This is a genomic window from Pseudomonas sp. LABIM340 (assembly GCF_040017195.2).
Lineage (GTDB): Bacteria > Pseudomonadota > Gammaproteobacteria > Pseudomonadales > Pseudomonadaceae > Pseudomonas.
Genome location: NZ_CM200227.1, coordinates 5,241,953 through 5,266,166, shown reverse-complemented (window position 1 = coordinate 5,266,166; position 24,214 = coordinate 5,241,953). Strand labels below are relative to the sequence as shown.

Sequence of the window (24,214 nt, the reverse complement as noted above, 5' to 3'; positions counted from 1 at the left end):
TTCCCGGTTGCCGGCGGGGGCCGGCAGCCTCCGCAATGCCTGGGGGAAGCATGCAACTGGTCTGTCCGGCGGGGAGTCTGCCCGCCCTGAAATCGGCCCTGCGCGAGGGCGCCGACGCGATCTACGTCGGCTTTCGCGACGACACCAACGCCCGGCACTTCGCCGGCCTCAACCTCGATGACCGCCAGCTGCGCCAGGGCGTGGAGCTGATCCACAGCGCCGGCAAGCAGATGTACGTGGCGGTCAATACCTATCCCGGCGCGGCCGGCTGGGCCCGCTGGCAACGCGCGGTGGACCACGCCGCCGACCTCGGCGTGGACGCGCTGATCGCCGCTGACTGCGCGGTACTCGGCTACGCCGCCAGGCGCCACCCGAACCTCGCGCTGCACCTCTCGGTGCAGGGCTCGGCCACCAACGTGGCGGCGCTGGCTTTCTACCACGAGCGCTACGGCATCCGTCGCGCCGTGCTGCCGCGCGTGCTGTCGCTGGCGCAGGTGCGCCAGGTGGCGGCGAACAGCCCGGTGCCCATCGAAGTCTTCGCCTTCGGCAGCCTGTGCATCATGGCCGAGGGGCGCTGCCACCTGTCGTCCTATGTCACCGGCGAGTCGCCCAACCTCTGCGGAGTCTGCTCGCCGGCCAAGGCGGTGCGCTGGAGCGAGGAGCCGGAAGGCCTGACCTCGCGCCTCAATGACGTGCTGATCGACCGTTACGCGCCGGATGAGCCGGCGGGCTACCCGACCCTGTGCAAGGGCCGCTTCGTGGTCAACGGCGAACGCTTCCACGCCCTGGAAGAGCCCACCAGCCTGAACACCATCGACCTGATCCCACAGCTGGCGGAAATCGGCGTGGCGGCGGTGAAGATCGAGGGCCGGCAACGCAGCCCGGCCTATGTCGAGCAGGTCACCCGCGTCTGGCGCCAGGCGCTGGATGCGTGGCAGCGCGCACCCGAGAACTATCGCGCGCTGACGCAGTGGCAGGACGCCCTGGACAAGCTTTCCGAAGGCCACCAGACGACTCTGGGCGCCTACCATCGCTCCTGGCAGTGAGGACCTCGTGATGAAACTCAGCCTGGGACCGGTGCTGTTCTACTGGGACCGCCGGACACTCCTGGATTTTTATGCGCAGATGGCCGAACAGCCGCTGGACGCCATCTATATCGGCGAAACCGTCTGCTCCAAACGCCGCGCCATGTCGCTGGACAACTGGTTGGGCCTGGGACGCGAGCTGCAGCAGCAGAGCGGGGCGCAGATCCTCATCTCGGGCCTCGCGCTGATCGAGGCGGCCTCCGAGCTGTCGTCGCTGCGCCGCCTCTGCGCTAACGGCGAGCTGCAGGTCGAGGCGAGCGACATGGGCGCGGTGCAGATTCTCGGCAGCCTGGGCGTCGAATTCGTCGGCGGCCCGGCGCTCAACGTCTACAACGGCCACACGCTGGCGGAGCTGCACGCGGCTGGCTTGCGCCGCTGGGTACCGCCGGTGGAATGCTCCGGCGAGCAGATCCACGCGGTGATCGAACAGGCCCGCGAGCTGGGCATCAACGATCTGGAGACCGAGGTGTTCGCCTACGGCCATCTGCCGCTGGCCTACTCGGCACGCTGCTTCACTGCGCGGGCGGAGAACCGGCCCAAGGACGACTGCCAGTTCTGCTGCATGAACTACCCCGAAGGCATGTCGATGCTCAGCCAGGAAGGCATGCCGCTGTTCACCCTCAACGGCATCCAGACGATGTCCGGCGAGGCCAGCAACCTGCTGGCGGACTTTGCCTCGCTGGGTGACTGCGGCGCCGATCTGCTGCGCCTGAGCCCCCGTGCCGAAGGCATGGTGGAAGTGGTGCAAGCCTTTGACCGCGTGCGCAAGGGCGCCACGCCGCCGCTGGCGGTGGAGGGTTGCAACGGATACTGGCATGGCCGACCGGGCATGCTGCGCAGCGATGAGGTGAACCTGTGCTGACTCTGGAAACTGGCGCCCTGCGCGCCGCCGACCGCCTGCTGCCACTGGCCGCGCGCGTCCCCTCGGGGCTGCAGCGCGCGGTGCTGCAGCGAGCCGCCAACCGCCTGTTCGCCGAGCCGCTGGCGGAAGGTGCCTTCGACATCCTCGACGGCCACTGGCTGCGCCTGGAAGTGAGCGATCTCGGTCTGGCCTGGAGCTTTACCCACGACCGTAAAGGCCTGCGCTTCGCCGATGCCTGCTCGCCCAGCGTGACCATCCGTGGCAGCTGGCGCGATTTCCTGCTGCTGGCGGGGCGGCAGGAAGACCCGGATACGCTGTTCTTCCGCCGCCGTCTGGTGATCGAGGGTGATACGGAACTGGGTTTGGCGGTGAAGAACCTGATCGACAGCCTCGACCCGGACAGCCTGCCGGCGTGGTTGTGGAGCGCCATGCGCCGCGCCAGCCGGGTGGTGCAGGAGAGCGCCTGAACTGCTCTGCGCAGGTTGACGCTCTTTCTTGGCCTGGGGGGAAGGCTCAGGCCGGGACGCGGACGAGGAACTGCAGTTCCTCGTAGAGCATCTCGAAGTCCTGCACCGGCGCGTCCTGGCCGTAGCGCTTCTTCAGGCCGTACTCGGTCAGGGTGATCTCGTGCTCGGCCTTCACCCCGTGGCGCGCCAGGCAGTTCTGCACGCAGTGCAGGTGGCAGCCGTCCACGGCGATGATCGGCCGGCCGGAGCAGGCCTTCTTCACCAGCGCCGGCACGTCGCCGCCGACTCCCGCGATGCAGGACATCTCCGCCAGGCCGTCACGGTCCAGGCGCAGGGCGAGGTCGTTGGCCAGCTGCGCGAGATTCGAGCAGCCGGAGCAGGAATACACGAGGGGCAGGTGCGGCGAGGGCGGCATGGGGACCTCCAGGGTGAGTCCCGCAGTGTCCTGCCGCGACGCCTTGTCGCGACATGATCTGAATCAAGTCGGCGGGTGGACTACTACCTGTTGGGTATCGCGCTCAGGTTGTTGGCGGATAACGCCGGTGGCGTTATGCGGCCTACGTATCTTCTCCCTTCGCCGCGGGGGCTGGGAGTTCGTGTAGGAGCGGGCCATGCCCGCGATCCGCCGGCAAGGCCGGCGTTGGGCTAGGCACAGACGCTGCCGGGAGCAGCAGATTCGCCGCAGCGAATGCCACAGATGGTGTCCGCTTCCATGGCGGCCCGGAGCGGAATTGTGGGCGCGGACCTTGTCCGCGGTCGCGGGCATGGCCCGCTCCTACAACGGAAGACGCATTTTGGTTCGCGGTGGTATGCCGATGAGCGTGGCGGTCAGACGAGGTGGTTCTCCACCGCCCACACCGCCGCCTCTACGCGCGAGCGCATGCCCAGCTTGTGCAGCACGCGCTTCACGTGGACCTTCACGGTGCCTTCGGTGATGTCGAGTTTGCGCGCAATCATCTTGTTGCTGTAGCCGTGGGAGAGCTGGCGCAGGATCTGCCGCTCGCGGTCGGTGAGTTCCTCGATGCCCTTGGGGCGGTCGTCGCCGCGCAGGGCCTGGGCCAGTACCTGGGTCAGCTGCGGGCTGATGGTGAGCTGGCCGGTGGCGGCCTGGCGGATGTGCTCGAGCAGGCGCTCGGGCTCCATGTCCTTGAGCAGGTAGCCGTCGGCGCCGGCCCGCAGCACGTTGATCACGTCGTTGCGGTCGTCGGAGACGGTGAACACCACGATGCGCGCATCTTCGCCGTTCTCGCGCATGGCGCGCAGGGTGTCGAGGCCTGTCATGCCCTTCATGTTGAGGTCGAGCAGGATCATGTCCGGCTCCAGCTCCGCGGCCATGCGCAACGCTTCCTCGCCGCTGCCGGCTTCGCCCACCACTTCCAGGTCCTCTTCGAACTCCAGCAGCTGGACCACGCCCTTGCGCATCATCGGGTGGTCGTCGACGAGCAGGATGCGCGCGCGGTCATCGGTGGGGGTGGCCGTCATGGGTGGGTCTCCGGGTATTGCGACAGGGGTTTGTGGGCGAAGCGCACGCTGACGCGGGTGCCCTGCGGCTCGCGCGGGGCGATGTTGAAGGTGGCTTCCAGGGTCTGACTGCGCTCACGCATGATGCTAAGCCCATAGTGCCCATTGCGGCTCTGCGCTGGGTCAAAGCCGACTCCATCATCGTCCACGGTGATACACACCTGGTCCTCGGCGTCCTCGAACAGGATGACCTTCGCGTGATGCGCCTGGGCGTGGCGCACCACGTTGGACAGCGCCTCGCGGACGATCTGCAGGATGTGGATTTCCTCGTTGGGGTTGAGCGGAATGTGCGCCAGGCGGTTGTCCAGCTCGATGGACAGGTCGCCGCGCTCGCCGAATTCCTCCACGGTCTTCACCAGTGCCGCTTCCAGGCTGGATTGCTCCAGGCTCAGGCGGAAGGTGGTGAGCAACTCGCGCAGCTGGCGGTAGGCGCTGTTGAGACCCTCGCGCAGCTCGCCCAGGGTCTCGTCGATCTTCTCGGCCGGCACGTCGCGCTTGAGCAGGGTGGCCAGGCGGCTGACCTGGATCTTCAGGTAGGACAGCGACTGCGCCAGCGAATCGTGTAGTTCGCGGGCGATGGTGCTGCGTTCGGCGAACAGCGCCAGGCGGTTCTCCTGCTCCTGCTGCAGGGACAGGGCGAAGGTGCGCGCGATGTTGTCGCAGAAACCTTCGACGAACTGCTGCTGCCAGTCTTCCAGGTGGCCGTCGGGGGTCTCGATGAACAGCTCGCCGAAGCGGTGCTCGCCGATGGACAGCGGCTGCATCAGCAGCGGGTTGATGCCGCGGATCGGGTTGTTGCAGTTGTCGGCCTGGGCGCGGCACTCGCCGCAGTTGCCCTGCAGGCAGAAACTGCCGGTGATGCCGTCGGTGGTCAGCGAGGAGTAGGCGCGCTCGACGCCGTCCTTGTTCAGGCACAGCGTCACCTTGCCGGCCTGCAGCACGCGTTCGAGCTGGTTCAGCAGCGGCTGCAGCGAGCGCTCGTCGTACGGGTCCTGGCCGAGGCGGCGGGCGCTGTCGTAGAGCAGTTCCAGGCGCTGGTGGCTGTTGGACAGGTCGCGGGTCTTGTCCTCCACCCGCGCCTCCAGTTCGCGGTAGCTGGCCTGCAGTTCCGCGGCCATTTGGTTGAAGCGCTCGCCGAGCTGGCTCAGCTCGTCTTCGCCACTGCTGCTGACGCGCGCGTCGAGGTCGCCTTCGCCCAGGCGGCGGGCGGTGGTGGTCAGTTCGCGCAGCGGGCCGACCACGTGGTAGCTCAGGTCGTAAAGGCTGATGAACACCACCAGCAGGCTGAGGAACAGGCACAGGCCCTGCACCGTGCTGAGCATCTGCGAACGGTATTCGGCGTTGCGCTGCAGGGTGCCGACGAAGCCGTCGATGTGCCCGACGAAGGTATCCAGCGTGGCCAGGGCCGGGGCTTCGGAGAGGTCGAGGTTCTGCAGTTCCTCGCGCAGCTGGTCGTGTTGCTGGCGGATCGGCGCGTCGGCATCGGAGCGGCGCAGCAGGCGGGTGATCTCGTCGTTGTCCAGGCGCGCGGCGAGGGTCGATTGCAGGGCCTGGCGGTTGATCGGCGACGGGTCCAGCGCCAGGCGGTAGGTGAGCATCCGCAGCGAGCCGGCCTGGTTGATCACTGCCGCATCCTGGTGCGAATAGTCGGCGAACAGCAGGGCGCTGAACATCCCGGCCAGGGCCAGCGATACCAGCAGGGTGAGGTAGCAGCCGAAGCGCACGACGATGGATTTGCGCAGGGAAGTGCGCCCGGCAGGGGGACTACCCACAAAGAGTCGGTCGGTGCCGGCAGGGTCGGCAGGGCGTGCCGTATTCATAGAAAATGCCTTTTAAAACAATTAGTTAAGCATTCATTTCAGTGATACCCACAAGGAGGTAGCGGCGCGCATCTGCTCATGAATCGTCGTTTGGCTCATTGATGGCGATCAAGAGAAGGCAGCTAGTCCTTACCTAACGTGCGGGCAAAGGCCGTCAGGAAGTGAGCTTAGCCATGTTGTCCCACCGTCAGAAACAGTACTCCGTGCTCGGCATGAGCACACTGGCGTTCGCCGTGAACTTCGCGGTCTGGACGATGTTTTCGATCATCGGTATCCGCATCAAGGAAGAGCTGGGCCTTTCCGAGGCGCAGTTCGGCCTGATGGTCGCGCTGCCGATTCTCACCGGCTCGCTGGTGCGCCTGCCGCTGGGCCTGATCACCGACCGCTTCGGCGGGCGCATCGTGTTCTTCATTCACATGCTGCTGGTGGCCATCCCGATCTACGGCCTGGCCTTCGCCACCCTCTACTGGCACTACCTGGTGCTGGGTCTGTTCGTCGGTCTGGCCGGCGGCTCCTTCGCGGTGGGCATCGCCTACACCTCCTCGTGGTTCGAGAAGGAACGCCAGGGCACCGCCATGGGCATCTTCGGCGCCGGTAACGCGGGCGCGGCGATCACCAACCTGGTGGCGCCGATGATCGTGGTCGCCTTCGGCTGGCGCATGGTCCCGCAGATCTACTCGGTGGCCATGCTGGTGACCGCGCTGCTGTTCTGGTTCTGCACCTGGACCGACCCGGCCCACACCAAGGGCGGCGACGCCGACCCGAGCCGTCCGCGCCCGACCCTGGCCAAGCAACTGGCACCGCTGGGCGAGCTGCGCGTGTGGCGCTTTGGCCTCTACTACTTCTTCGTCTTCGGCGGCTTCGTCGCCCTGGCCCTGTGGCTGCCCAAGTACTACATCGCCGAATACGGCCTGGACCTGCGCACCGCGTCGTTCATCACCATGCTGTTCACCCTGCCGTCGGGCCTGATCCGCGCCCTGGGCGGCTGGTTCAGCGACAACTACGGCGCCCGCGCTGTGAACTGGGGCGTGTTCTGGATCTGCCTGGTCTGCCTGTTCTTCCTCTCGTACCCGCCGACCACCATGACCATCCATGGCATCAAGGGCGACGTCAGCCTCGGCATCGGCCTGAACGTCTGGCTCTTCACCTTCCTGGTGTTCGTCGTGGGCATCGCCCAGGGCTTCGGCAAGGCCAGCGTGTACCGGATCATCCACGACTACTACCCGCAGAACATGGGCACCGTCGGCGGCATGGTCGGGGTCATCGGCGGCCTCGGCGGCTTCTGCCTGCCCATCCTGTTCGGCTACGCCGCCGACCACATCGGCGTGCGCTCCTCCTGCTTCATGTTGCTGTTCGGCCTGACCGTGATCTGCATGGTCTGGATGCACTACGCGATCAAACAGCAGCAACGCCTCGATGGCCAGGCTCACGCGGCCGACGTCGACGCTACCCCCATTCCTTCTCGTCAATCCTGAGGTAGTGCCGTCATGGGCATGATCAACTCCCAACTCAAAGCCGCCAGCGGTCCGCTGCTGATCGACTGGCGCCCCGAGGACTCCGAGTTCTGGGCGCGCAGCGGCAAGCGCATTGCCGCGCGCAACCTGTGGATCTCGATCCCCGCGCTGCTGCTCGCCTTCGCCGTCTGGATGATCTGGAGCACAGTCACCGTGCGCCTGAACGCCGCGGGCTTCAGCTTCAGCAACGAGCAACTGTTCCTGCTTGCCGCGCTGCCGTCGATCTCCGGCGCCACCCTGCGGGTGTTTTACTCCTTCATGGTGCCGATGGTCGGTGGTCGTCGCTGGACCGCGCTCTCCACCGCGTCCCTGCTGATCCCCTGCCTCTGGCTGGGCTTCGCCGTGCAGGACCCGACCACCCCGTACTGGGTGTTCGCGACCATCGCACTGCTGTGCGGTTTCGGTGGCGGCAACTTCGCCTCGAGCATGTCCAACATCAGCTTCTTCTACCCGAAGAACCAGCAGGGCACCGCCCTGGGCCTGAACGCCGGCCTGGGTAACCTGGGTGTCTCGGTGATGCAGTTCGCCGTCCCCCTGGCCGTGGCCGGCGGCCTGTTCGGCGCCTTCGGTGGCGAGCCGCAGCAGCTGTCCGACGGTGGTCGACTGTTCCTGCAGAACGCCGGCTGGATCTGGGTGCCCTTCATCGCCGTGGTGGCCATCGCTGCCTGGTTCGGCATGAACGATATCGCTGACTGCAAAGCCTCGTTCCGCGAGCAATCGGTGATCTTCAAGCGCAAGCACAACTGGCTGATGTGCTGGCTGTACGTGGCCACCTTCGGCTCGTTCATCGGCTTCTCCGCCGGCTTCGCCATGCTCAGCAAAACCCAGTTCCCGGACATCAACCCGCTGCAGTACGCCTTCCTCGGCCCGCTGGTGGGTGCCCTGAGCCGGCCGCTGGGCGGCTGGCTGGCAGACAAGTTCGGCGGCGCGCGCATCACCCTGTGGAACTACGCGGCGATGATCGCCGGCGTATTCGCAGTGATCAGCTTCCTGCCGGGTGCGAATGGCGCGGGCAGCTTCTTCGGCTTCCTCGGTTCCTTCATCGGCCTGTTCTTCTTCGCCGGCATCGGCAACGGCAGCACCTTCCGCATGATCCCGGTGATCTTCCGCAACGAGTGGGCCGCACGCCTGAAGCAAGGCGGCTTCACCGAGGCCCAGGCAACCAAGAACGCCAGCATGGAATCGGCCGCGGTGATCGGCTTCTCCGCCGCCATCGGCGCCTTCGGCGGCTTCTTTATTCCCAAGGCGTTCGGCACCTCGCTGGCCATGACCGGCAGTGCCGAGGGCGCCCTCTACGTCTTCGTCGCGTACTACCTGAGCTGCATCGTCGCCACCTGGTGGTGGTACGCCCGCAAGGGGGCTGAAAGCCCCTGCTGATTGCCGCGGCGGGCGCGCCCTGCGCCCGCCGCCAAACCGTTCCGCGAGCTTGATTAGCGTTTGAACGCCCGGCGCAGACCGGGTGAGGAGATACAGATGAGTTACCTACTCGACCGCCTGCAATTCTTCAAGAAGAAGCAGGGTGAATTCGCCGATGGTCATGGCGAGGTCACCAACGAAAGCCGTGCCTGGGAAAACAGTTACCGGCAGCGCTGGCAGCACGACAAGATCGTTCGCTCTACCCACGGGGTGAACTGCACCGGCTCGTGCTCCTGGAAGATCTACGTGAAGAACGGCCTGATCACCTGGGAAACCCAGCAGACCGACTACCCGCGCACCCGCCCGGACCTGCCCAACCACGAGCCGCGCGGCTGCCCCCGTGGCGCCAGCTACTCCTGGTACATGTACAGCGCCAACCGCCTGAAGTACCCCAAGGTGCGCAAGCCGCTGCTCAAGCTCTGGCGTGAAGCCCGCGCTGCCCACAACGACCCGGTGGACGCCTGGGCCAGCATCGTCGAGGACAAGGCCAAGGCGAAGAGCTACAAGAGCGAGCGTGGCCTGGGCGGTTTCATCCGTTCGAGCTGGAGCGAGGTCACCGAGATCATCGCTGCCGCCAACGTCTACACCGCCAAGGTCTACGGCCCGGACCGCGTGGTCGGCTTCTCGCCGATCCCGGCCATGTCGATGGTCAGCTACGCCGCTGGCGCCCGTTATCTGTCGCTGATCGGCGGCGTGTGCCTGTCCTTCTACGACTGGTACTGCGACCTGCCGCCGGCCAGCCCGCAAATCTGGGGCGAGCAGACCGACGTGCCGGAATCGGCCGACTGGTACAACTCCAGCTACATCATCGCCTGGGGCTCGAACGTCCCGCAGACCCGTACCCCCGACGCGCACTTCTTCACCGAAGTCCGCTACAAGGGCACCAAGACCGTGGCCGTCACCCCGGACTACTCCGAAGTGGCCAAGCTCACCGACCTCTGGCTCAACCCCAAGCAGGGTACCGACGCCGCACTGGGCATGGCCTTTGGTCACGTCATCCTCAAGGAATTCCACCTCGAGAAACCCAGCGCCTACTTCGTCGACTACTGCCGCCAGTACACCGACATGCCGATGCTGGTGCTGCTCGAACCGCACACCGACGGCGTACTCAAGCCGACCCGCTACCTGCGTGCGGCAGACCTGGCGAACAACCTCGGCCAGGACAACAACCCCGAGTGGAAGACCATCGGCCTGGACGAAATCTCCGGCGAGCTGGTTTCGCCCACCGGCGCCATCGGCTATCGCTGGGGCGAGTCGGGCAAGTGGAACATCGAGGAAACCGAAGGTGGTGCGAAGCGTGAAACCCGCCTGGCCCTGACCCTGATCGATGGCCCGGAAAAGGCCTGCGACGTCGGCTTCCCGTACTTCGCCGGCCAGGAACACCCGCACTTCAAGGGCGTGGAAAACGACGAGGTGCTGGTGCGCCGCGTACCGTTCCGCGAAGTGACCGGCGCCGAGGGCCAGACCCTGCGCGTCGCCACCGTGTACGACCTGCAGATGGCCAACTACAGCGTCGACCGTGGCCTGGGTGGCCGCAACGTCGCCGCCTCCTACACCGACGCCGACGTGCCCTACACCCCGGCCTGGCAGGCCCGCATCACCGGCGTACCGGCTGCCCGCGCCATCCAGGTGGCCCGCGAGTTCGCCGACAGCGCCGACAAGACCCACGGCAAGGCCATGGTCATCATCGGCGCCGCGATGAACCACTGGTACCACATGGACATGAACTACCGCGCGGTCATCAACATGCTGATGATGTGCGGCTGCATCGGCCAGAGCGGCGGTGGCTGGGCGCACTACGTCGGTCAGGAGAAACTCCGCCCGCAGACCGGCTGGGTTCCGCTGGCCTTCGGCACCGACTGGAGCCGTCCGCCGCGTCAGATGAACGGCACCAGCTTCTTCTACCTGCACAGCTCGCAGTGGCGCCACGAGAAGATTTCGATGCACGAAGTGCTCTCGCCGCTGGCCGATACCAGGCAGTTCCCCGAGCACGCGCTGGACTACAACATCCGCGCCGAGCGCATGGGCTGGCTGCCGTCCGCCCCGCAGCTCAACCGCAACCCGCTGCACATTGCTGCCGACGCCGAGCGTGCCGGCATCCCGGTGCAGGACTACGTGGTCCGCGAGCTCAAGGCCGGCAACCTGCGTATCGCCAGCGAGCAGCCGGACGATCCGCAGAACTTCCCGCGCAACATGTTCATCTGGCGTTCCAACCTGCTCGGCTCCTCGGGCAAGGGCCACGAGTACATGCTCAAGTACCTGCTGGGTGCGAAGAACGGCGTGATGAACGCCGACATCGGCAAGGACGGCGGTCCGTGCCCGGGCGAAGTGGACTGGGTCGACGAAGGCGCCGAAGGCAAGCTGGACCTGGTCACCACCCTGGATTTCCGCATGTCCTCCACCTGCATGTACTCGGACATCGTCCTGCCGACCGCGACCTGGTACGAGAAGGACGACCTCAACACCTCCGACATGCACCCCTTCATCCACCCGCTGTCGGCCGCCACCGACCCGGCCTGGGAAGCCAAGAGCGATTGGGAGATCTACAAGGCGATTGCCAAGAAGTTCTCCGAAGTCTCCGTCGGCCACCTGGGCGTGGAGAAGGACCTGGTCACCGTGCCGCTGCTGCACGACACCGCCAACGAACTCGCGCAGCCGTTCGGCGGCAGCGACTGGAAGAAGGGCGAGTGCGAACCGGTTCCCGGCCGCACCATGCCGACCCTGCATGTGGTCGAGCGTGACTACCCCAACACCTACAAGAAGTTCACCTCCCTCGGCCCGCTGCTGGACAAGCTCGGCAACGGCGGCAAGGGCATCGGCTGGAACACCGACAAGGAAATCAAGCTGCTCGGCGAGCTGAACCACAAGGTCACCGAGACCGGCATCAGCGAAGGCCGTCCGCGCATCGAGAGCGCCATCGACGCTGCCGAAGTGATCCTCGCCCTGGCGCCGGAAACCAACGGTCAGGTCGCCGTGAAGGCCTGGGACGCGCTGTCGAAGTTCACCGGTCGTGACCACACCCACCTGGCGCTGCCCAAGGAAGAAGAGAAGATCCGCTTCCGCGACGTCCAGGCGCAACCGCGCAAGATCATCTCCAGTCCCACCTGGTCGGGCCTGGAAGATGAGCACGTGAGCTACAACGCCGGCTACACCAACGTCCACGAGATGATCCCGTGGCGCACCATCACCGGTCGCCAGCAGTTCTACCAGGATCACCCCTGGATGCAGGCCTTCGGCGAAGGCTTCGTCAGCTACCGTCCGCCGGTCAACACCCGCAGCACCGACAAGCTGTTCAACAAGAAGCCCAACGGCCACGCCGAGATCACCCTGAACTGGATCACCCCGCACCAGAAGTGGGGCATCCACTCCACCTACAGCGACAACCTGCTGATGCTCACCCTGTCGCGCGGTGGCCCGATCATCTGGATGAGCGAGCACGACGCGAAAAGCGTAGGCATCGAGGACAACGACTGGGTCGAGGTCTTCAACGCCAACGGCGCCGCCACCTGCCGCGCGGTGGTCAGCCAGCGCGTGAAGGACGGCATGGTGATGATGTACCACGCCCAGGAACGCATCGTGAACCTGCCGGGCAGCGAGACCACCGGCACCCGCGGCGGCCACCACAACTCGGTGACCCGCGTGGTCCTCAAGCCCACCCACATGATCGGCGGCTACGCCCAGCAGGCGTGGGGCTTCAACTACTACGGCACCGTCGGCTGCAACCGCGACGAATTCGTCGTGGTGCGCAAGATGAACAAGGTTGACTGGCTCGACGAGCCGGAGCAGGGCGGACTGGGCGGTGACGCTCTGCCGCAACAGCTGCCCCAGGACATTTGAGGATTACTGCCATGAAAATTCGTTCGCAAGTCGGCATGGTGCTGAACCTCGACAAATGCATCGGTTGCCACACCTGCTCCATCACCTGCAAGAACGTCTGGACCAGCCGCGAAGGCGTCGAGTACGCCTGGTTCAACAACGTCGAAACCAAGCCCGGCATCGGTTACCCGAAGGAGTGGGAGAACCAGGAGAAGTGGAAGGGCGGCTGGAAGCGCAACGCCGACGGATCCATCGTCCCGCGCATCGGCGGCAAGTTCCGCGTGCTGGCGAACATCTTCGCCAACCCGGACCTGCCGGAAATCGATGACTACTACGAGCCCTTCGACTTCGACTACCAGCACTTGCACACCGCGCCCAAGGCCCAGCACCAGCCGGTTGCCCGTCCGCGTTCGCTGGTCTCCGGCCAGCGCATGCAGAAGATCGAGTGGGGCCCCAACTGGGAAGAAATCCTCGGTACCGAGTTCGCCAAGCGCCGCAAGGACAAGAACTTCGACCAGGTCCAGGCGGACATCTACGGCGAGTATGAAAACACCTTCATGATGTACCTGCCGCGCCTGTGCGAGCACTGTCTGAACCCGGCGTGCGTGGCGTCGTGCCCGAGCGGCGCGATCTACAAGCGCGAAGAGGACGGCATCGTCCTGATCGACCAGGACAAGTGCCGCGGCTGGCGCATGTGCATCAGCGGTTGCCCGTACAAGAAGATCTACTTCAACTGGAAGAGCGGCAAATCCGAGAAGTGCATCTTCTGCTACCCGCGCATCGAGGCCGGCCAGCCGACCGTCTGCTCGGAAACCTGCGTAGGCCGCATCCGCTACCTCGGCGTACTGCTGTATGACGCCGACCGCATCCACGAAGTGGCCACCTGCGAGAACGAGCGCGAGCTGTACCAGAAGCAGCTGGAAATCTTCCTCGATCCGTTCGACCCGAAAGTGATCGAGCAAGCGCGCAAGGACGGCGTACCGGACAGCGTCATCGAGTCCGCGCAGAAGTCGCCGGTGTACAAGCTGGCCATGGACTGGAAGCTGGCCCTGCCGCTGCACCCGGAATACCGCACGCTGCCGATGGTGTGGTACGTGCCGCCGCTGTCGCCGATCCAGAACGCCGCTTCCGAAGGCCACATCGGCAACGACGGAGTGATCCCGGATGTCGAGTCCCTGCGCATTCCCGTGCAGTACCTGGCCAACCTGCTGACCGCCGGCGACACCGCCCCGGTGTTGCTGGCCCTCAAGCGCCTGCTGGCCATGCGTGCCTACAAGCGCTCCGAACACGTGGAAGGCAAGCAGGACCTGGAAGTGCTGAAGAAGGTCGGCCTGACCGTGAACCAGGTGGAAGAGATGTACCGCTACCTGGCGATCGCCAACTACGAAGACCGCTTCGTCATCCCCACTGCGCACCGTGAAGAGGCGCTGTCGGATGCCTTCGCCGAGCGTTCGGGTTGTGGCTTCAGCTTCGGCAACGGTTGCTCCAGCAACTCCGGCGTGAACCTGTTCGGCGGCAAGGCCGTGGACAAGCGCAACGTCATCCAGACCGTGCAGATACAGGAGTGATCGATATGGACACTCACAGCCAACTGCTCAAGCTCAGCGCGCTGATGCTGGATTACCCGCGCGTCGAACTGCGCGAGGAAAGCCTGGCGCTGCATGCCCTGATCCGCACCTGCGACCTCTCGGAAAAGCAGCGCGACGGCCTCGCCGCGCTGCTCAACGAGCTGTGCAAGGGCGACATCCTCGATGTCCAGGCCCGTTACGACGGGCTGTTCGAGCGCGGTCGCTCGGTCTCCCTGCTGCTGTTCGAACACGTGCACGGCGAAAGCCGTGACCGTGGCCAGGCGATGGTCGACCTGATGGACCGCTACACCCAGGCGGGCCTGGTCATCGACGTCAACGAGCTGCCGGACTACCTGCCGCTGTACCTGGAGTTCCTCGCCCTGCAGAACGCCGAGTCGGCCCGCGTCGGCCTCGCCGAAGTCGCCCACATCCTCGCGCTGATCGCCCTGCGCCTGGAAGAGCGCGGCAGCAGCTATGCGGCGATCTTCAACAGCCTGCTGGAGCTGTCCGGCGAGCAGCCCGACCTCGGCGCGCTCAAGCGCGACCGCGAGCAGGAAGTGCGCGACGACAGCCTGGAAGCCATCGACAAGGCCTGGGAGGAAACCCCGGTGAGCTTTACCGAGCCCGCCGTCGGTTGCCCGTCCACCAGCGCCCGGCGCGTCTCCAGCGCCGCCGAACAACCCATGCAGTGGGTCGCCCAGCCGGTGCCGCAAGTGCAGTACCGGGCGGCCAGAGAAGGAGTCTGAACATGTCCCTCGATCTTCTAGCGTTCGGGATCTACCCCTACGTCGCGCTCGCCATCTGCCTGATCGGCAGCTGGGCGCGCTTCGACCTCTCGCAATACACCTGGAAAGCCGGCTCCAGCCAGATGCTGAGCAAGAAGGGCATGCGCGTTTACAGCAACCTGTTCCACGTCGGTGTGCTGTTCATCCTCGCCGGCCACTTCGTCGGCCTGCTGACCCCGCACGCGGTCTACGAGCACCTGATCAGCACCGAGCAGAAGCAACTGCTGGCGATGGTTTCCGGCGGCTTCTTCGGCATCCTCTGCTTCATCGGCCTGACCGGCCTGATCCTGCGCCGCCTGACCAATGAGCGTGTACGTGCCACCGGCAACGCATCGGACCTGATGATCCTGCTGGTGCTCTATGTCCAGCTGATCCTCGGCCTGTCCACCATCGTCGCCTCCACCCATCACCTGGATGGTTCGGTGATGGTCATGCTGGCCAACTGGGCGCAGTCCATCGTCACCTTCCAGCCGCTGGCTGCCGCCGAGGCCATCGCCCCGGTATCGCTGGTCTACAAGCTGCACGTGACCCTTGGCCTGACCCTGTTCGTGCTGTTCCCCTTCACCCGCCTGGTGCACATCGTCAGCGCCCCGGTGTGGTACTTCGGCCGCCGCTACCAGGTGGTCCGCACCAAGCGTCGCGCAGCGTGATGAAGCGGCGGATGACGCTGACGCGTTATTCGCCCAACCCAACCTCGAACCCGTAGGGCGGATAACGCCACCGGCGTTATCCGCCATCCGGAGGTGATCGAAATGAGTTGCTCCCACTACGAAGCCAAGGTCGAACACGTCGACCTGCCGAAAATCGAAGTCAACGGCGTCGCCATCGCCGAGGACGAACTGGCCCGCGAGCTGCAATACCATCCCGCGTCCAGCCACGCCGAGGCGCTGTACTCCGCCTGCCGCGCGCTGGTGGTACGCCAGCTGCTGGTGCAGCGCGCCGACGCGCTGGGTCTGGCGGCCGAAGCGGAGGAGGGCGAGGCCCTGGAAGAGGCGCGCATCCGCGCCCTGATCGACCGTGAGGTCGGCGTGCCCGAAGCCGACGAAGCCAGCTGCCGCCAATGGTACGAAGCCAACCCCACCCGCCTGACCGCGCCCTGGCGCATGAGCCTGCGCCACGTGCTGCTGGGCTGCGCACCGGACGACCTGGAAGGCCGCGCCAAGGCCCGCGAACAGGCCGAGGAGCTGCTGGCCGAACTGCGTGAACATCCCGAACGTTTCGCCGAGAAGGCGATGCGCTTCTCCGACTGCCCGTCCAAGGACGACGGCGGTGACCTGGGCTGGATCGAACCGGGGCAGACCGTCCCCGAGTTCGAGAAACGCCTGCTGCAACAGCAACCCGGCCTGCTCGGCCATCCGCTGGAAAGCCGCTACGGCCTGCATGTGGTCGAGCTGATCGAGCGCGATGGTGGCGAGCCGTTGGACTTCACCGAGGCGCGCCCGCGCATTGCCGCCTACCTGCGCGCCCAGGTGCTGCAGCGCGCGGTCAGCCAGTACATCAGCGTGCTGGCTGGTGAAGCGCAGATCGACGGCTTCGTCTTCGACGGGGCAGAGTCGCCGCTGGTGCAGTGAACCGGTTCCGGGCCCCTCTCTCCCAATTCCTCCCCCAGAGGGGAGAGGGGCTTCGGAAACGGCCATGAATTTCGGCTTTCACCGTGGATTGTGAAGGCCGGCCGGAGTGAAACACCATGTCCGAATGGATCGACGGCCAGGGTCGCAAGATCGACTACCTGCGCCTGTCCGTAACCGACCGCTGCGACTTCCGCTGCGTCTACTGCATGTCGGAGAACATGCGCTTCCTGCCGCGCCAGCAAGTGCTCACCCTGGAAGAGATCGAGCGGGTAGCGCGCCTCTTCGTCGAGCGCGGCGTGAAGAAGCTGCGCCTCACCGGCGGCGAACCGCTGGTGCGCCCCGGTATCGTCCACCTCTGCGAACGCCTCGCGGCGCTGCCCGGCCTGCGTGAACTGTGCATGACCAGTAACGGCTCGCAGCTTGGCAAACTGGCCGGCGACCTGCACGCCGCCGGCCTGACCCGCCTGAACATCAGCCTCGATACCCTGGATGCGCAGCGCTTCGCCGCCATCACCCGCACCGGGCGCCTGGAGCAGGTGCTGCGTGGCATCGACGCCGCCCAGCAAGCCGGTTTCGAGCACATCAAGCTGAACTGCGTGGTGATGAGGGGCCGCAACGCCGACGAAGTGCCGGCGCTGGTGGATTACGCCATCGCCCACGGGCTGGACATCAGCTTCATCGAGGAGATGCCGCTGGGCCAGGTCGGCCGCGAGCGCGAGGAGAGCTTCTGTTCCAGCGACGAGGTCCGCGCGCTGATCGCCGAGCACTACGAGCTGCTGGACAGCACCGAACACAGCGGCGGCCCGGCGCGCTACGTGCGCCTGGCGCGGCATCCGGGCACGCGCATCGGCTTCATCTCGCCGCATTCGCACAACTTCTGCGCCACCTGCAATCGCCTGCGCCTGACCGCCGAAGGCCGCCTGCTGCTGTGCCTGGGCCACGAGAACTCCCTGGACCTGCGCGGGCTGCTGCGCCGCCATCCGCTGCACGACGAACCCATCCTCGAAGCCCTGCGCGGCGCCCTGCAGCGCAAGCCGGCACGCCACGAATTCACCGTTGGCGACGTGCAGGTACTGCGCTTCATGAACCTCTCCGGCGGCTGAAACCGACCTCCCTCGGCGGGCCTCGCGCCCGCCTTTTGTCTTGCGTTCCCAAATACTCCCAGGAGCGAACAAGAGACTCCGAGCGCCCACTTGTAGGAGCGCGCCATGCCCGCGATCGCGCGCATGGCGCGCTCCTACAGGTTGGTCGCGGGCTTCTTGGGCGCAGAAAAAGTCAGGCATAAAAAAGCCCCTGCGACATGAGCGTATCGCGGGGGCTTCGGGCATCTGCCAAATGTATAACCGTGGAAGCTACGGTAAATCATGCGAAAGAATCGATTCGAATCCTCCTCGGATTGCTTCGGAACGCTTCCAGACTAAGGCGCCAGCCCGGTGCGCGACATTCCTCCGAAGGAGTAGCGCAGGGCGCGCAAAGGGGAGTGTGCCGCGCGGTCGCAGGGCGATTGACGTTGTGTACTTTTTAGTCCAGATTGGATTTTAAGTTTACGCGCGCCTGCGCGTGGACGGACCAGAACAAGCCAGAACAAGAAGTCGTTCGCCTGGGTGAGGGCAAGGCAATGCCGCTGCAACCTTCCGCGTTGCGCCCCTGAGCGAACCAAGACATGCCGTACTCACTGCCAGGACGTACCGGCCGGCGCTCGCCCCGGCGACCACACAACGGAGTTCATCGATGAATCGCAAAGCCCTGCTGGGCGGCCTGATGCTGGCCGCCTTCGCCACCTTCTCCCACGCCGACGACAAGCCGCTGCGCATCGGCATCGAGGCGGCCTACCCGCCCTTCGCCTACAAGACCCCGGAAGGCGGCATCGCCGGCTTCGACTACGACATCGGCAATGCGCTGTGCGAAGAGATGAAGCGCAAGTGCCAGTGGGTCGAGCAGGAATACGACGGCCTGATCCCCTCGCTGAAGGTGCGCAAGATCGACGCCGCGCTGTCCTCCATCACCATCACCGAAGAGCGCAAGCACTCGGTGGACTTCACCCACAAGTACTACTTCACCCCGGGCCGCCTGGTGATGAAGGAAGGCTCGCAACTGGACGAGCAGTTCAGCCAGCTCAAGGGCAAGAACATCGGCGTGCAGCGCGGCTCCACGGCTGACCGCTTCGCCACCGAGGTACTGGGCAAGGCCGGCGCCAACGTGGTGCGTTACACCAGCCAGGACGAGATCTACCTGGACCTGCTGGCGGGCCGCCTGGACGGCACCTTCGCCGACTCCATCCCGCTGGAGATCGGTTTCCTGGAAACCCCGCGCGGTAAGGGCTTCGCCTTCATCGGGCCGGAGTTCAAGGACCCGAAATACTTCGGCGAGGGCGCCGGGATCGCGGTACGCAAGGGCAATACCGAGCTGGTCGGCCAGCTCAACGCCGCCATCGACGCGCTGCGCGCCAATGGCAAGTACAAGGCCATCGAGGGCAAGTACTTCAAGAGTGATATCTACGGCGATTGATCTTCCGCCGAGTCATCGCAAAGGCCGCCTTCGGGCGGCCTCTTGCTTTGCGTAGGACCTAGGGGACGCCTGGTCCTTGCTCGCAAACCGCCGGACACGGCATTTCCCCGTGGGAGCGGACTTCCCATCTCCATCAAAATCGCGGCGGAGCACGAACGTAGGATGGCGTGGAGCGAAGCGATACCCATCAACTCCCGCGCACCGTCAGCATGGGTATCGCTGCGCTCCACCCATCCTACGCAAGCGTTCGCCGGGGACGTCGGAGTCAGGGCTTGCTGCTCAGACCTCTTCCTTCAACTCCTTCAGGTGCTTGTACACCGTCGCGCGGCCCATGTTCAGCACGTTGGCCACATAGTTCGCCGCGCTCTTGCCCTTGAACGCACCCTCGGCATGCAGCGCCAGGACCAGTTCGCGCTTGTGGTCACGGCTGAGGGTGGAGAGGCTCAGCTGGCGCTGCTGCAGCCAGCCATGCAGGAAGGTGTTGATGCGCTCCTGCCAGTCGTCGCGGAACAGGGCGTCCGGCTGTGGGATGACCTTGCTGGAGGAGAGGAACAGGTCGAGCGCCGCCTTGGCGGTCTCGAACAGGGTGATGTTGAGGTTGATGCACAGCACCGCCAGCGGCTCGCCCTTGGCATCGCGCAGCACGGTGCTGATGGAGCGGATCTTCTGGCCGTCCCAGTTGAGCTTCTCGTAAGGGCCGATGTTGCGCTCCTCACTGCCGCCTTCGAGCATGTCTTCCAGCGCCGAGTCGTCGCCGATCTCGCGCTTGGAGATGTTGTTCGCCAGGTAGGCCACGCGCTGGTTGCGCAGGTCGTGGATGACCACTTCGGCGTGGGGGAAGAACAGCGCGGCGATGGCGTCGGCGATGGCCTTGTAGTTGTCCAGCGGATCAGCGGCGGTCATGGGCAAGGCTCTCGAGGCGATTAGGCGGGCGATGGCGCGGGCGCTGGCGAGTGTGCCGCAAGCGCCCGCGGGCTGTCACGAATGGCGACTCACTCGGCCAGGAGGCGCGCCGGGGACAGCATTTCGGCGGTGAGACCGTGGCGGGTCAGGTGCTCGGGCAGGGCCTCGCGGCGGATCAGCGCGGCGCTGGCCTCGCCCATCGCTGCGGAGGTCTGGATGCCGTAGCCACCTTGCCCTGCGACCCAGTACAGGCTGGGCGTGGCCGGGTCATAGCCGGAGACCAGGTCGCCATCGGCGAAGAACGAACGCAGGCCGGCCCAGGTGTGGCTCGGGCGGCGGATGCTGAGGGTGGTGTGCTCCTCGATCTGGTAGATGCCCAGGGCGATGTCCAGCTCTTCGGGCTGCACGTCGTGGGGCTCCACCGGGTCGGCATTGGCCGGCGAGCCGAGCAGCATGCCGGCGTCGGGCTTGAAGTAGAAGGACTCGTCCAGGCTCACCAGCACCGGCCAGGCGTGGCTGTCCACGCCCTCCGGCGGGCTGAACAGGAAGGCGGCGCGGCGCTTGGGCGTGAGGCCCAGGGGAGCGGCGCCGGCGAGTTCGGCGATCTTGTCGGACCAGCTGCCAGCGGCGTTGACCAGCACCGGCGCACGGTAGGTCTGCTGTGCGCAGCGTACTTCCCAGGCGTCGTCGATGCGGCGGATTTCCAGCGCTTCGCTGTCCAGCTGCACGCTGCCGCCGTTGCGCCGGATGCCGCGCAGATAGCCCTGCAGCAGGCCGTCGGTGTCGATGTCGGCGGCGCTGGGGTCGAGCATCGCACCGTGGACTTTCTCGCGGCGCAGCACCGGGACGATGGCGCAGGCTTCATCGGCATCCAGCAGGCGCATTTCCGGCACGCTGTCGCGGGCGCTGGCGAACTGGCGCTGGAGTTCTTCCGGGTTGCCTTCGAAGTCCACGGTCATCTCCCCGCGCGGGGTGAGAATCGGGTGCTCGACGAAGCCCTCGGGAGGATTGTCGAAGAAGGCGCGGCTGGCGGCGGTGAGGGCGCGCACCTGCGGCGTGCCATAGGCGACGGTGTAGAGCGCTGCCGAGCGGCCAGTGGAGTGGTAGCCGGCGTGAGACTCGCGCTCCAGCACGGCGACTTTGCCGTGGCGGGAGAGGAAGTAACCGGTGGAGGCGCCGGCGATGCCGCCGCCAATGATGAGGAAGTCGACTTCGATCATGTTCGTCCCCGTCTCAGGCGTTCTTGCGTTGCAGATGGTAGAGCGCATTGGCCAGGGCGACGTCTTCCAGGCCCAGGCCGATGGAGCGGAAGAACGCGTGGCGCTGGTAGTCCGGTTTGGTGGCCTGGCCGCTGACCAGTTCCGGCAGGTCGCCGCGGATGGCACCGTCCCAGCCGTGCTGGTCGCGGGCCAGGCGCATCTCGCCAGCGGACGCCGGGGTGGTGGCGCGGTAATCGCAGTACACATCCATCTGCGCCAGCGACTGCGGCGGCACTTCGTGGGCGCGGGCGACGTTGGTGCTGATGGAGGTGATCAGCGCGGGTTTGGTCAGGATCGACGGATCGAGCACTGGGGTGCCGGACGAGGTGCACAGCAGCACCACCTCCGCGTCGGCCACGGCGGCTTCGACACTGGTGGCGGGTTCGGCGCGGGAATCGATGGCGCCGAACTGGGCCAGCACGCCGGCGCTCAGGTTCGGCGAGTAGACGCGGATGCTCTGCCAGTCACGCAGGCCGGCCGCGTAGCGCAGGTGTGCACGGGCGACCGGACCGCTGCCGACGATGGCCAGGCGCTTGGCGTCCGGGCGGGCCAGCTCCTGCACGGCGAGGGCGGTGGTGGCGGCGGTGCGCGCGGTGGTCAGGCTGCCGGCGTCGCACAGCAGCAGCGGCTGGCCGCTGTCCATGGACATCAGCAGGCTCCACGCGGTGACCAGCGACTTGGGCTGGCGCACGATGTACGGCGAGGTCTTCACGCCGTAGACCTTCTGCGAGGCCAGCACGCCCAGGTAGTTGATGAAGTCGCCGCCGCCATTGGGGAATGCCACCAGTTGCTGCGCGGGCTGCACGGCGCTGCCGGCGGCCAGCTCGACGAACATGTCGCGCATCGCCTGGAGCACGTCGACCTGTTCCAGCAGGCGTTCGGCGTCAGCCTGGTTGAGGGTGAAGGGCGAGGCGGCAGACATGGCGAGACTCCAGGTGTGGATTTATTTTTCCATTCTGGACTCTGCTGTCTTTATCGGCAAGGGCGTGTGGTCGGGAGGTGTATGCGCTTTTTCCGATGGCCAAACCGACAGCGCTGGCCTGTAGGAGCGCCCCATGGGCGCGGTCGCGGGCATGGCCCGCTCCTACAGGGAGTGGACGCAACCTACAGCTTGAACTGCGCCACCAGCTCTTCCTGGCTGCCGGCCACGCGGCGCAGGTGCTCGCCGCAGTCGCGGGTGTGCGCGGCGGTCTTGCGGTTTTCCACGGTCATGTCGCTCAGGCGGTGCATGTGCTGGTTCACTTCCTGGGTCGTGGCGGCCTGCTGTTCGGCGGCGGCGGCGATCTGGAAGGCCATGGCATGCACGCCCTGCAGCGAGTCATCCAGCGCGCCGAGGGCTTCCAGCACTGCCTGGGTGTCCTGCTCCAGGGTGTGCGCCTGTTCGCTGGCGCCGCTCATGCTCGACTGCGCCTGAACCGACGAATCGCCCAGGCTGCCGACGATGGCGACGATTTCGTCGGTGGCGCTGCGGGTGCGCTGGGCAAGGCTGCGCACCTCGTCGGCGACTACGGCGAAACCACGGCCCGCCTCACCGGCGCGGGCGGCTTCGATGGCGGCGTTGAGGGCGAGCAGGTTGGTCTGTTCGGCGATGGAGCGGATCACGTCCAGCACCGAGCCGATCTGCTGGCTCTCGCCGGCCAGGGTCTGCACTACGCCGTCGGCCTGGCGCAGGCCGACCAGCAATTGGTCCTGGCGGCCGATCATATGCTGCAGGGTGCCCTGCATGGCGACGAAGGCCTGTCGTGCGGCGGCGCTGCCATCTGCGCTGCGGCTGGCGCTGCCGGCGATTTCCTGCACGGTGGCGGCCATCTGGTCGACGGCGCTGACCACCATTTCCAGTGCTTCCTGCTGCTGGTCGAGGTGGTGGCTGGTGCGCCCGGCGGCGTCGAGGATGTCGCCGCTGGCGTCACCCACGGCCTCGCTGGCCTGACGCAGACGTTCGACCACCTGGCGCCAGGCCGTGGTCATCTCGCGCAGGGCCTGCATCAGGCCGCTGCTGGCGCTGGCGTCGTCGCTCAGGCGCAGTTCGCCGCTGGCCAGGCGCTGGGCCAGGGCGGCCATGCTGGCCGGCTCGCCACCCAGCGGGCGCATCACGCTGCGGCTGACCAGCCAGGTGCCGGCGGCGACGCCGAGCAGGGTCAGCACGCCGAGCACGAGGATCTGCCACATCAGTTTGCGCACCGGGGCGAAGGCCTGGGCCTGGTCCATTTCCGCCACCAGCGCCCAGTGCAGGCCGTCCAGGTTCAGCGGGACGAAGGACTTGAGCGCCGGCTCGTTGCTCAGGCCCGTCTCGGAAAGACGACCCTGCTCGCCGGCCAGGGCTTTCTCGATGGCCTGGCCGGGCAGGGCGGTAGGGCTTTCCTTGTCGCGGCGCACGTGGTGATCGGCAAAGCGCACCGAGTCCGAGCGCAGGCTGCCGTCGCCACCGACCAGGTAGGTCTCGCCGTCGTCGCCCAGGCCCTGGCGGTTCTGCATCACTTCGTTGATCGAGGCGAGCGGCAGTTCCAGCACCAGCAGCAGTTGCAGCTTGCCGTTGTCCTTGATCGGCGCGGCCAGCCACTGCACCGGCTGCTGGTCGTTGGGCGCCTGCTCCAGGTCGCTGATGCTGGCCTTGCCGCTGTCCAGCGCGGTGCGGATGAACTTGCCGAAGGCGGTATCGCGCCATTCCGGTGCGCCGATGTTCTGCTGGTAGTCGACGCCGCGGCCGAGGCTGAACACCACCTTGCCGTCGCCGGCGACCAGGCGCAGCTCGCGGTAGCCGAAGGTCTTGATGAAGTTCTCGAACACCGGGCGGTCGTAGTTGGCGGTGGTCACCAGCGACTCGCTGTCCAGCCCGGCGTAGTTGCTGCCCAGGTTGGTGGCGAGGCTGCTGAGCTGGTCGTTACGGGCCTTCCAGGCGTCCATCAGCTGCCGCTGCTTGATGCTGGCGACCGCCTCCAGGGCGTTCAGGCTTTGTTCTTCGAGGGCACGGCTGGCCTGGAGATAGACCACGATGGCCATCACCAGCACGGGGATCAGACCGACCGAGAGGAAACTCAGAGCAAGTTTGGCGCGCAAGGGCATGGGAGGATTCCGACGAGTTCTTGGAATTGTTCTCGCGTGCTTTGCAAGAAGCGTGC

19 protein-coding genes are annotated in these 24,214 nt (G+C 66.1%); 12 read left to right on the top strand and 7 right to left on the bottom strand.

Annotation, left to right across the window (positions count from 1 at the left end; genetic code table 11):
- The first annotated feature begins 50 nt into the window (after nt 1-50).
- The 3 genes from ubiU to ubiT are packed head-to-tail and all read left to right on the top strand — an operon-like array spanning nt 51 to nt 2,414.
- Complete coding sequence (gene ubiU, locus ABKS89_RS24220; RefSeq protein ID WP_138216134.1) at nt 51-1,046, top strand: ubiquinone anaerobic biosynthesis protein UbiU; 996 nt, start codon at nt 51-53, stop codon at nt 1,044-1,046.
- 10 nt (nt 1,047-1,056) lie between these two features.
- The gene (locus ABKS89_RS24215; RefSeq protein ID WP_138216135.1) at nt 1,057-1,947 is read left to right on the top strand and encodes a U32 family peptidase; all 891 of its coding nucleotides are present in this window, start codon (nt 1,057-1,059) and stop codon (nt 1,945-1,947) included.
- Entirely contained in the window at nt 1,941-2,414 is a 474-nt protein-coding gene (gene ubiT / locus ABKS89_RS24210) for a ubiquinone anaerobic biosynthesis accessory factor UbiT (RefSeq protein ID WP_348587347.1), read from the top strand. Before ABKS89_RS24215 ends, ubiT begins: the two co-directional genes overlap by 7 nt.
- Nucleotides 2,415-2,460: 46 nt before the next feature.
- On the opposite strand, the gene ABKS89_RS24205 is transcribed toward ubiT, so the two are convergent.
- The 3 genes from ABKS89_RS24205 to ABKS89_RS24195 all read right to left on the bottom strand — a co-directional run bounded on the left by ABKS89_RS24205 (nt 2,461) and on the right by ABKS89_RS24195 (nt 5,755).
- Nucleotides 2,461-2,829 (bottom strand): putative zinc-binding protein, encoded by a 369-nt coding sequence (locus tag ABKS89_RS24205; protein WP_015478588.1) that lies wholly within the window; start codon nt 2,827-2,829, stop codon nt 2,461-2,463.
- A gap of 413 nt (nt 2,830-3,242) precedes the next feature.
- Entirely contained in the window at nt 3,243-3,896 is a 654-nt protein-coding gene (gene narL, locus ABKS89_RS24200) for a two-component system response regulator NarL (RefSeq protein WP_138216137.1), read from the bottom strand.
- Nucleotides 3,893-5,755 carry a histidine kinase gene (locus ABKS89_RS24195; protein WP_348587346.1) on the bottom strand — a complete coding sequence of 621 codons (1,863 nt, stop codon included), beginning with the start codon at nt 5,753-5,755 and terminating at the stop codon, nt 3,893-3,895. The genes narL and ABKS89_RS24195 overlap by 4 nt, the downstream gene beginning before the upstream one ends.
- A 173-nt stretch (nt 5,756-5,928) precedes the next feature.
- Here ABKS89_RS24195 and ABKS89_RS24190 point away from each other — a divergent pair, with 173 nt between their 5' ends.
- The 9 genes from ABKS89_RS24190 (at nt 5,929) to aotJ (ending at nt 18,933) form a co-directional block, all read left to right on the top strand.
- On the top strand, nt 5,929-7,230 hold the full coding sequence (locus ABKS89_RS24190) for a nitrate/nitrite transporter (RefSeq protein ID WP_081516141.1): 1,302 nt from the start codon (nt 5,929-5,931) through the stop codon (nt 7,228-7,230).
- A 12-nt stretch (nt 7,231-7,242) separates the two neighbouring features.
- Nucleotides 7,243-8,646 carry a NarK family nitrate/nitrite MFS transporter gene (locus ABKS89_RS24185; protein ID WP_138216139.1) on the top strand — a complete coding sequence of 468 codons (1,404 nt, stop codon included), beginning with the start codon at nt 7,243-7,245 and terminating at the stop codon, nt 8,644-8,646.
- A gap of 96 nt (nt 8,647-8,742) precedes the next feature.
- A complete protein-coding gene (locus tag ABKS89_RS24180) occupies nt 8,743-12,522 on the top strand; it encodes a nitrate reductase subunit alpha (protein ID WP_348587345.1) in 3,780 nt (1,259 codons plus the stop codon).
- 11 nt (nt 12,523-12,533) lie between these two features.
- Nucleotides 12,534-14,069: a nitrate reductase subunit beta gene (narH, locus tag ABKS89_RS24175; protein ID WP_151188179.1), complete on the top strand. Its 1,536-nt coding sequence runs from the start codon at nt 12,534-12,536 to the stop codon at nt 14,067-14,069.
- Nucleotides 14,070-14,074: 5 nt separating this feature from the next.
- Nucleotides 14,075-14,815: a nitrate reductase molybdenum cofactor assembly chaperone gene (gene narJ / locus ABKS89_RS24170; protein ID WP_138216142.1), complete on the top strand. Its 741-nt coding sequence runs from the start codon at nt 14,075-14,077 to the stop codon at nt 14,813-14,815.
- 2 nt (nt 14,816-14,817) lie between these two features.
- Nucleotides 14,818-15,504, top strand: a complete 687-nt coding sequence (narI, locus tag ABKS89_RS24165) for a respiratory nitrate reductase subunit gamma (protein ID WP_045210685.1) — start codon at nt 14,818-14,820, stop codon at nt 15,502-15,504.
- Between the two features lie 102 nt (nt 15,505-15,606).
- Nucleotides 15,607-16,425, top strand: coding sequence for a peptidylprolyl isomerase (locus ABKS89_RS24160; RefSeq protein ID WP_348587344.1), 819 nt, complete (start codon nt 15,607-15,609; stop codon nt 16,423-16,425).
- A 116-nt stretch (nt 16,426-16,541) separates the two neighbouring features.
- A complete protein-coding gene (moaA, locus tag ABKS89_RS24155) occupies nt 16,542-17,528 on the top strand; it encodes a GTP 3',8-cyclase MoaA (RefSeq protein WP_348587343.1) in 987 nt (328 codons plus the stop codon).
- Nucleotides 17,529-18,156: 628 nt separating this feature from the next.
- Nucleotides 18,157-18,933 (top strand): L-arginine-binding protein AotJ, encoded by a 777-nt coding sequence (aotJ, locus tag ABKS89_RS24150; protein WP_081516127.1) that lies wholly within the window; start codon nt 18,157-18,159, stop codon nt 18,931-18,933.
- A gap of 279 nt (nt 18,934-19,212) precedes the next feature.
- Here the strand turns inward: aotJ and ABKS89_RS24145 are convergent, their stop codons facing one another.
- The 4 genes from ABKS89_RS24145 to ABKS89_RS24130 form a co-directional block, all read right to left on the bottom strand.
- The gene (locus ABKS89_RS24145; protein ID WP_138216145.1) at nt 19,213-19,836 is read right to left on the bottom strand and encodes a helix-turn-helix transcriptional regulator; all 624 of its coding nucleotides are present in this window, start codon (nt 19,834-19,836) and stop codon (nt 19,213-19,215) included.
- Nucleotides 19,837-19,925: 89 nt separating this feature from the next.
- Nucleotides 19,926-21,056 carry an NAD(P)/FAD-dependent oxidoreductase gene (locus ABKS89_RS24140; RefSeq protein WP_348587341.1) on the bottom strand — a complete coding sequence of 377 codons (1,131 nt, stop codon included), beginning with the start codon at nt 21,054-21,056 and terminating at the stop codon, nt 19,926-19,928.
- A gap of 13 nt (nt 21,057-21,069) precedes the next feature.
- The gene (locus ABKS89_RS24135) at nt 21,070-22,017 is read right to left on the bottom strand and encodes an ornithine cyclodeaminase family protein (protein ID WP_348587340.1); all 948 of its coding nucleotides are present in this window, start codon (nt 22,015-22,017) and stop codon (nt 21,070-21,072) included.
- Between the two features lie 182 nt (nt 22,018-22,199).
- Nucleotides 22,200-24,158 (bottom strand): methyl-accepting chemotaxis protein, encoded by a 1,959-nt coding sequence (locus ABKS89_RS24130; RefSeq protein WP_348587339.1) that lies wholly within the window; start codon nt 24,156-24,158, stop codon nt 22,200-22,202.
- Nucleotides 24,159-24,214: the final 56 nt, after the last annotated feature.